The sequence below is a fragment of the Methylobacterium sp. E-005 genome (assembly GCF_022829725.1).
Taxonomy (GTDB): domain Bacteria; phylum Pseudomonadota; class Alphaproteobacteria; order Rhizobiales; family Beijerinckiaceae; genus Methylobacterium.
The window spans coordinates 24,644-30,643 of sequence record NZ_JAKSYG010000126.1; the positions used below are offsets into that span (position 1 = coordinate 24,644).

Consider the following 6,000-nt stretch of genomic DNA (forward strand, 5'->3'; position numbering starts at 1 on the left):
ATTCGCCGTCCTCGCCGATGCGGGCTTCGCGTGGATCGTAAGTCGTCCCGGATGCGACAGTTGACGGAGCGACCATCGAGGACGCGACGAAGGCGACCAGGACAGTCTTCACGGCGGCCGTCCTGACTTGACGGTATGTTGCCTCCGCAACGGCCTAGCTGCGGCAGGATTCATCCTTTTGCTCCTACGCCGCGTTCGCCGCGATGGGCTCCTCGCCGTCGCGGGATGAACCGCCGGCCGCCTTTACGCACGCTTCCACGGCGGCGCGGAGGGATGAAACGTATGCGTCGGCCCCGACCTGCCGCCCGAGGGAGGCGTCGGTGAGAACTTGCTCGCCATCGGGCCAAAGGCCGACGAGTATCGGGATTCCCGGCGCACGTCGCTTCAGTCGTTCGAGCAAATATCGCAGGTGCGACGGGTTGCCGGTGATATCGAGGTAGGAGATGCACACCATCGCCACGCCCGAGAGGTCGAGGTCGCGGATGCCCTCGCGAGAAGCGGACTGATAGGCCGTCACTCGCGCCCCGAGCCCATGCTTGCGCAGCAGTTGCGCCAGCATCGCCGAGGACGCCTCGTCGAGGGGGCCCCGCCCGGCAAGGCATAGCACCGGCGCGTCGCCGCGCCACGACTCCGGTAGCGCATCCTGGGACGGCGCCCGGCCGGGTACGGCCTCGTTCTTCGGATGCGCGCGCTCGGCGAGCGTCGGCGTGTCGTTCGGGTTGACCGTCGTGTCCGTGCCGGCCGGCTCCACGTCGGGGTGGTCCTCGAAATCCTCCACCAAGGACCTCGCCGAGGCACGGATGTTCTCCAACTGCGCTGGCGTGACGACGCCGCGGGCGTAGTCGTTGGCGGCTAGCTGCAGGCCCTTCAGTGCAACTTCGTCGTAGTACGACGACAAGGAGCGGTCCTTGAGCATCGCCTCGCCGAGATCCCGCGCCTCGTCCGGGTCGCCTGCCAGCATGCGCTGGTAGAAGTTCTCCACCGGCGTCAGCGGCGGCCGGTCGCCGAGCAGGATGTCGAGGAACTCCAGGCTGTCGACGTGGCGGCCGAGCACGACGAGGCAGACCGTAAAGGGCGTGGCCAGGATCAGGCCGATGGGCCCCCATAGGAAACCCCAGAACAGGGTCGAGACGATCACGGCGAACGGCGAGAGCCCGGTGGAGTGGCCGTAGAGCAACGGCTCGATCACCTGCCCGAAGATCGGTTCGGCGATCAGGAACAGTGCTGCGGTGGCGATGACCATGTTCCAGCCCGGATCGACCGCGGCGGCGAGCGCGACCGGAAGGATGCCGGAGATGAAGGCGCCGATGTAGGGCACGAAGCGCATCAGCGCGGAGAACACGCCCCACAGTAACGGGTTGGGCACGCCGATGAACCACAAGCCGACGCCGACGATGACGCCGAAGGCGGCGTTCATGCCGAGCTGGGCGAGGAAGTAGGTGCCGAGCCGGCCCGCGGCGTCGTCCATCGCCACCGTCGTGCGGTGCAGGTCGCTCGACCCGAACAGGCGGATCATGCGGTTGCGCAGGTCCTCGCGCTGCAGGAGCAGGAACACGACCACGACGAGGACGATGCCGACGGTCGTCAGCGGCTCGAAGACCGGGCCGAGCACCTTTTCAGCCAAGGCCAGAGGCGAGATCTCGGGTTCCTGCACGCGGACGAGCTGCGCCTTCGGGGTGTCGCCGCCCGGGCCGGTCGCCGCGGTGGTGCCAGCGGCGTCCGCCTTTTGGGTGGCGTCGTGGACCTGGTGGCTGAACTTCGAGATGACCCGATTGGCCTCTCCGAGCCAGCCCTGCTGCAGGCCGGCGAACTTCTTCGAGACCGTGGCCTGGTACTGCGGCAGGTTACCGGCGAGCCCGGCCACCTGCGTGCCGATGACCGCGCCGATGCCGCCGATCACGCCGAGCGCGAGCAGGACAGCGACGATGACCGAGGGGACGCGCCCGAGCTTGATCCGCCGCAGCAGGTTGACCACCGGGGCCAGGACGAAACTGAGGAGCACCGCCAGCACGAGGGGGATGAACACCTCGCGTCCGAAGTACAGCGCCGCGATCAGCACGACGCCGACCGCCAGGGTCAGCAGGCCGCGCAGTCCGGGCACGAGCGGGGGCGGCACCTGGGCGGGCGGCTTCGCGGCTACGGCGTCGTCCATCGGCATGCGGGATTCCCGGTCACGTCGCGTTCCGCGGCGCATCGCAACCCAACGCAGAAGGCTTCGATTGGTCCCGGGGGACCTAGCATCCGTCATTCGGTCGCGGACGGCGACGCGCACGGCCCGACATGCTAGGATTGCCGAACATGATCCGGCTCTGCAGCCCTGCCGCGACGCAGAGCCGAGACTACGGGGGCGACCATGAGCCCGAAGGTCAACCCGAAGAATGCGCCGGTTGGAGGCCAACGCTCCCCCGGGCGCGAGGTCGAACCGCCCGGCGCACGGGGCGCTGGCGGCCATGGCCACGAGCGGGGACCCATCGCGAGGGATGCCAACCGCTCGGAACTCCGCCAGCTCGTCGCCGGCCTGAGCGAGGGCGTGATCCTGGTCGAGCCGGACCAGCGCATCTCCTGGGCCAACGACGCGGCCCTGGCGATGCATGGGGTCGAGACGCCGGACGCGCTGGGCGCGACGGTCGACGCCTACCGCGCGCGCTTCAGCCTGCGCTACCGCAACAACCGGGCGCCCGGCCGCTACCCCATCGAGCGCGTGCTGGACGGCGAGACCTTCCGCGACGTCGTCGTCGAGGTCAGGCACGCCGACCGGCCCGGCATCGACTTCGTGCATTCCCTGCGCAGCCTCGTCGTCACCGACGCGGGCGGCCGCCCGACTTTCCTGGCGCTGATCATCAAGGACATCTCGGCGCAGTTCGAGGCCGAGGAGCGCTTCGACAGCGCATTCAACGCCAACCCGGCGCCGGCGGTGATCGTGCGCCTGTCCGACCTGCGCCTGGTCCGGGTGAATGCGGGCTTCCTGGAAATCACGGGCTACGCGCGCGACAGGCTTCTCGGGCGAAGCGTCTACGAGGTCGACCTCCTCGCCGGGGCGCACGGGCGCGAGAGGGCGCTGGAGCACCTCACCGCGGGCGAGCCGATCCCGCATCGGGAAGCGCTCCTGCAGCGGCCGGACGGCGGCGACCGCGCGGTTATCGTCGCGGGCCAACCCATCGAGATGGGCGACGTCCATTGCATGTTGTTCACCTTCGCGGATCTCGAACCGCGCCGCAAGGCGGAGACCGCCCTGCGCCAGAGCGAGGAGCGCTTCGCCAAGGCGTTCCGGCTCACCCCCGTCCCGACCGTGCTGACCCGGGCGAGCGACTGCACCGTGACGGGCGTCAACGAGGCGTTCGTCCGGGTGTTCGGCCGTGCCGAGGGAGATACCCTCGGGCGGACGGTCGCCCAGATCGGCCTCTGGGTCGACGAGGCCGCCCGCGAGCGGTTCGAGGCGACCCTGGCGAACGAAGGGTCGGCCCTCGGCGTCGAGACCTGCGTGCGCGACGGGGGTGGAACGGCGCTCGATTGCCTGGTCTCGGCCGAGCGCGTGGTCATCAACGGCGAGGATGCCGTGCTGGCGGTGCTGCAGGACATCACCGAGCGCAAGCGTTCCGAGCGCGAGCTGTACTCGGCCATCGAGACGGTGATGACCGACGCTTCCTGGTTCAGCCGCGGCCTGGTCGAGAAGCTCTCGGTCCTGCGGAACCCCGGTGACGGGGCGAGGGCCGTCATGCCCGACCTCACCGCGCGCGAGCGCCAGGTGCTCGACCTGATCTGCCGGGGGCAGAGCGACAAGGCCATCGGCCAGGCCCTGGTCCTGTCAGGAAGCACCGTTCGCAACCACGCCGCCGCGCTCTATCGCAAGATCGGTGTCAACCGGCGCACCCAGGCCGTGGTCTGGGGCCGTGACCACGGCTTCCCGGTGACCTGACCGGTACATAAAACATCCGAACCGGTACGTTCCGACGATTTGCACGCGGCGGGACCGGGACCATCTTTAAATACGACGCAAGGCTGGGCGTCGACCAGGAATCGAATGGCCGACGAACCCAAGCCGACGGACAAGCCCGAGCCGACCCTGGAACAGGTCAGGGCCTCGGTACGGGACGCCTTGGAGAAGCTCACCGGGAATCCCGGCCCCGAAACCGAGATCACGCCGTCGACTCCCAGGGAGAAACGTCGCAAGGATCGGAAGCAGGAACCCGACGTCGACTGACGAAAACGTAGATCGCGAATATTCGCCACTGACCGACGTGGTGACGTCGCGCCTTCATTCGATGTTAATCGGCGGAACATCGCGGTCCCGGGGGCGCTTGTCGCGTATCGGGTCCGACGGTCGAGCGGACGAACGCAGGCGAGTTCGGCGGTAGGCAACCGCTTAACCGCGACCGCCGTGACCGAGAGTAGCCCACACCCCATCCCTTCCCGCGTGGCCTCGGCACCGACCGACCGCGCATGCCCGGAGACCGCCCGTGTCCCTCCTCGCCTGGATCGTCCTCGGCCTGATCGCCGGCTTCATCGGCAGCAAGATCGTCAACAACACCGGCCAGGGGCTCGTCGTCGACATCCTGCTCGGCGTCGTCGGCGCCGTCGTCGGCGGCTTTCTGTTCAACCAGTTCGGCCAGCCAGGCGTGTCCGGGGTGAACCTTTACAGCCTGCTCGTCGCCGTCGTCGGCGCCGTGGTGGTGCTGTGGCTCTACCACGCCCTGATGGGCCGCCGCCGGGTCCTCTGACCTGGCCGAACCCACTTCCGCCGATCCTCGGCCGAAGCCCGACCCGACTACCCCGACGAGAGAGTTACTACGATGGCGTTATCTCACGATACCACCCGTCCGGCCTATGACCGCGACCTGCCGACCACCAGCCCGGCCACCCCGGCCGAGGATATGCGCACGATGGCGCTGCACTCCATCTCCTGGGGGGCTGTCATCGCCGGCGCCGTGATCGCGCTGGTCGCCCAAGTCATCCTCAACATGGTCGGGCTCGGCATCGGGCTCTCGACCGTCGACCCGGCCGGCAGCGGCACCCCGACCGCCGGGTCGCTCTCGTCCGGCGCCGGGATCTGGTTCGTAATCTCTGGCATCCTCGCCTCCACCGCCGGCGGCTGGCTCGCCGGGCGCCTCTCGGGCAAGCCAGCTCGGACTACCACCGCCTATCACGGGCTGATCGCCTGGGCGGTCTCGACCCTGGTTGTCGTCTACCTGCTGTCCTCGGCGGTCGGCGGCATCGTCAGCGGCGCGTCGAGCGCGGTGTCGAGCACGCTCGGCGGCGCCGGCAACTTGATCGGCGGCTCGGTGAAGACCGCCGCGCAGGCTGCGGGCCCGTCGCTGCCGGGCATGGACAACCCGTTCTCGAATATCGAGAACCAAGTCCGCGGCACGACCGGCAATGACCCTGAGGCCCTCAAGAACGCCGCCGTCAGCGCCATGCGCGCCGCCGTGACCGGTGATGCCTCCCAGCAGAAGGATGCCCAGGAGAAGGCCGCCCAGGCGCTCGCCAAGGCGCAGGGCATCCCGGTCGATCAGGCCCGGACCCAGGTTGCCCAATACGTGCAGCAGTTCAACGACACGGTCGCCAAGACCAAGGAGCAGGCCAAGCAGGCGGCCGACACCGCCGCCCGCGTCGGCTCGCAGGGGGCGCTCTACGGCGCCCTGGCGCTGATCCTCGGTGCCCTGGCCGCCTTCTTCGCCGGCCGCGGTGCAGCCGTCGACCCGGTGCTCACCCGCACCGCACCCGCCGTCACGACCCAGCGTCGGGTTTGATCGTGGGGGACCCCGCCGCCACCGAGCCGCATCCCTCCGGGACGCAGAACGAGCAGGCGGCGGAGGTCGCCGTCGGCGAGGAGGCGGTCCTCTCGTTGATCACCGAGATCGCCCGCATCGACAAGCGGGCGGTGGAGACCGGGCGGGTGCGGGTCTCGACCCGGACCGAGACGGTCGACGAGGTCCTGCGCGAGACCCTGCGCAGCGATCACGTCGGGGTCACCCGGGTGGCCGTCAACCGGACCCTGGCCGA

The 6,000-nt window shown here is 69.3% G+C and carries 6 protein-coding genes; 5 read left to right on the top strand and 1 reads right to left on the bottom strand.

The features are described 5' to 3' along the window. Positions 1-184: 184 nt before the first annotated feature. Positions 185-2,158 carry an AI-2E family transporter gene (locus MKK88_RS14720; RefSeq protein WP_244000891.1) on the bottom strand — a complete coding sequence of 658 codons (1,974 nt, stop codon included), beginning with the start codon at positions 2,156-2,158 and terminating at the stop codon, positions 185-187. Positions 2,159-2,470: 312 nt separating this feature from the next. Between MKK88_RS14720 and MKK88_RS14725 the strand changes: the two genes are divergently transcribed. The 5 genes from MKK88_RS14725 to MKK88_RS14745 all read left to right on the top strand — a co-directional run. After that, a complete protein-coding gene (locus MKK88_RS14725) occupies positions 2,471-3,916 on the top strand; it encodes a helix-turn-helix transcriptional regulator (protein ID WP_244000899.1) in 1,446 nt (481 codons plus the stop codon). Positions 3,917-4,021: 105 nt separating this feature from the next. Continuing rightward, positions 4,022-4,201, top strand: a complete 180-nt coding sequence (locus tag MKK88_RS14730; RefSeq protein WP_244000893.1) for a hypothetical protein — start codon at positions 4,022-4,024, stop codon at positions 4,199-4,201. Between the two features lie 256 nt (positions 4,202-4,457). Further along, on the top strand, positions 4,458-4,718 hold the full coding sequence (locus MKK88_RS14735; RefSeq protein ID WP_092045733.1) for a GlsB/YeaQ/YmgE family stress response membrane protein: 261 nt from the start codon (positions 4,458-4,460) through the stop codon (positions 4,716-4,718). Positions 4,719-4,790: 72 nt separating this feature from the next. Further along, positions 4,791-5,747, top strand: a complete 957-nt coding sequence (locus tag MKK88_RS14740) for a PhnA-like protein (RefSeq protein ID WP_409566667.1) — start codon at positions 4,791-4,793, stop codon at positions 5,745-5,747. 2 nt (positions 5,748-5,749) lie between these two features. After that, a partial coding sequence (locus MKK88_RS14745; RefSeq protein WP_244000894.1) for a DUF2382 domain-containing protein occupies positions 5,750-6,000 on the top strand: 251 nt, incomplete at its 3' end.

Coding starts and splice junctions, on each gene's coding strand:
- MKK88_RS14740 (WP_409566667.1), top strand. CDS start 4,791: ATGGCGTTATCTCACGATACCACCCGTCCGGCCTATGACCGCGACCTG.
- MKK88_RS14720 (WP_244000891.1), bottom strand. CDS start 2,158: ATGCCGATGGACGACGCCGTAGCCGCGAAGCCGCCCGCCCAGGTGCCG.
- MKK88_RS14730 (WP_244000893.1), top strand. CDS start 4,022: ATGGCCGACGAACCCAAGCCGACGGACAAGCCCGAGCCGACCCTGGAA.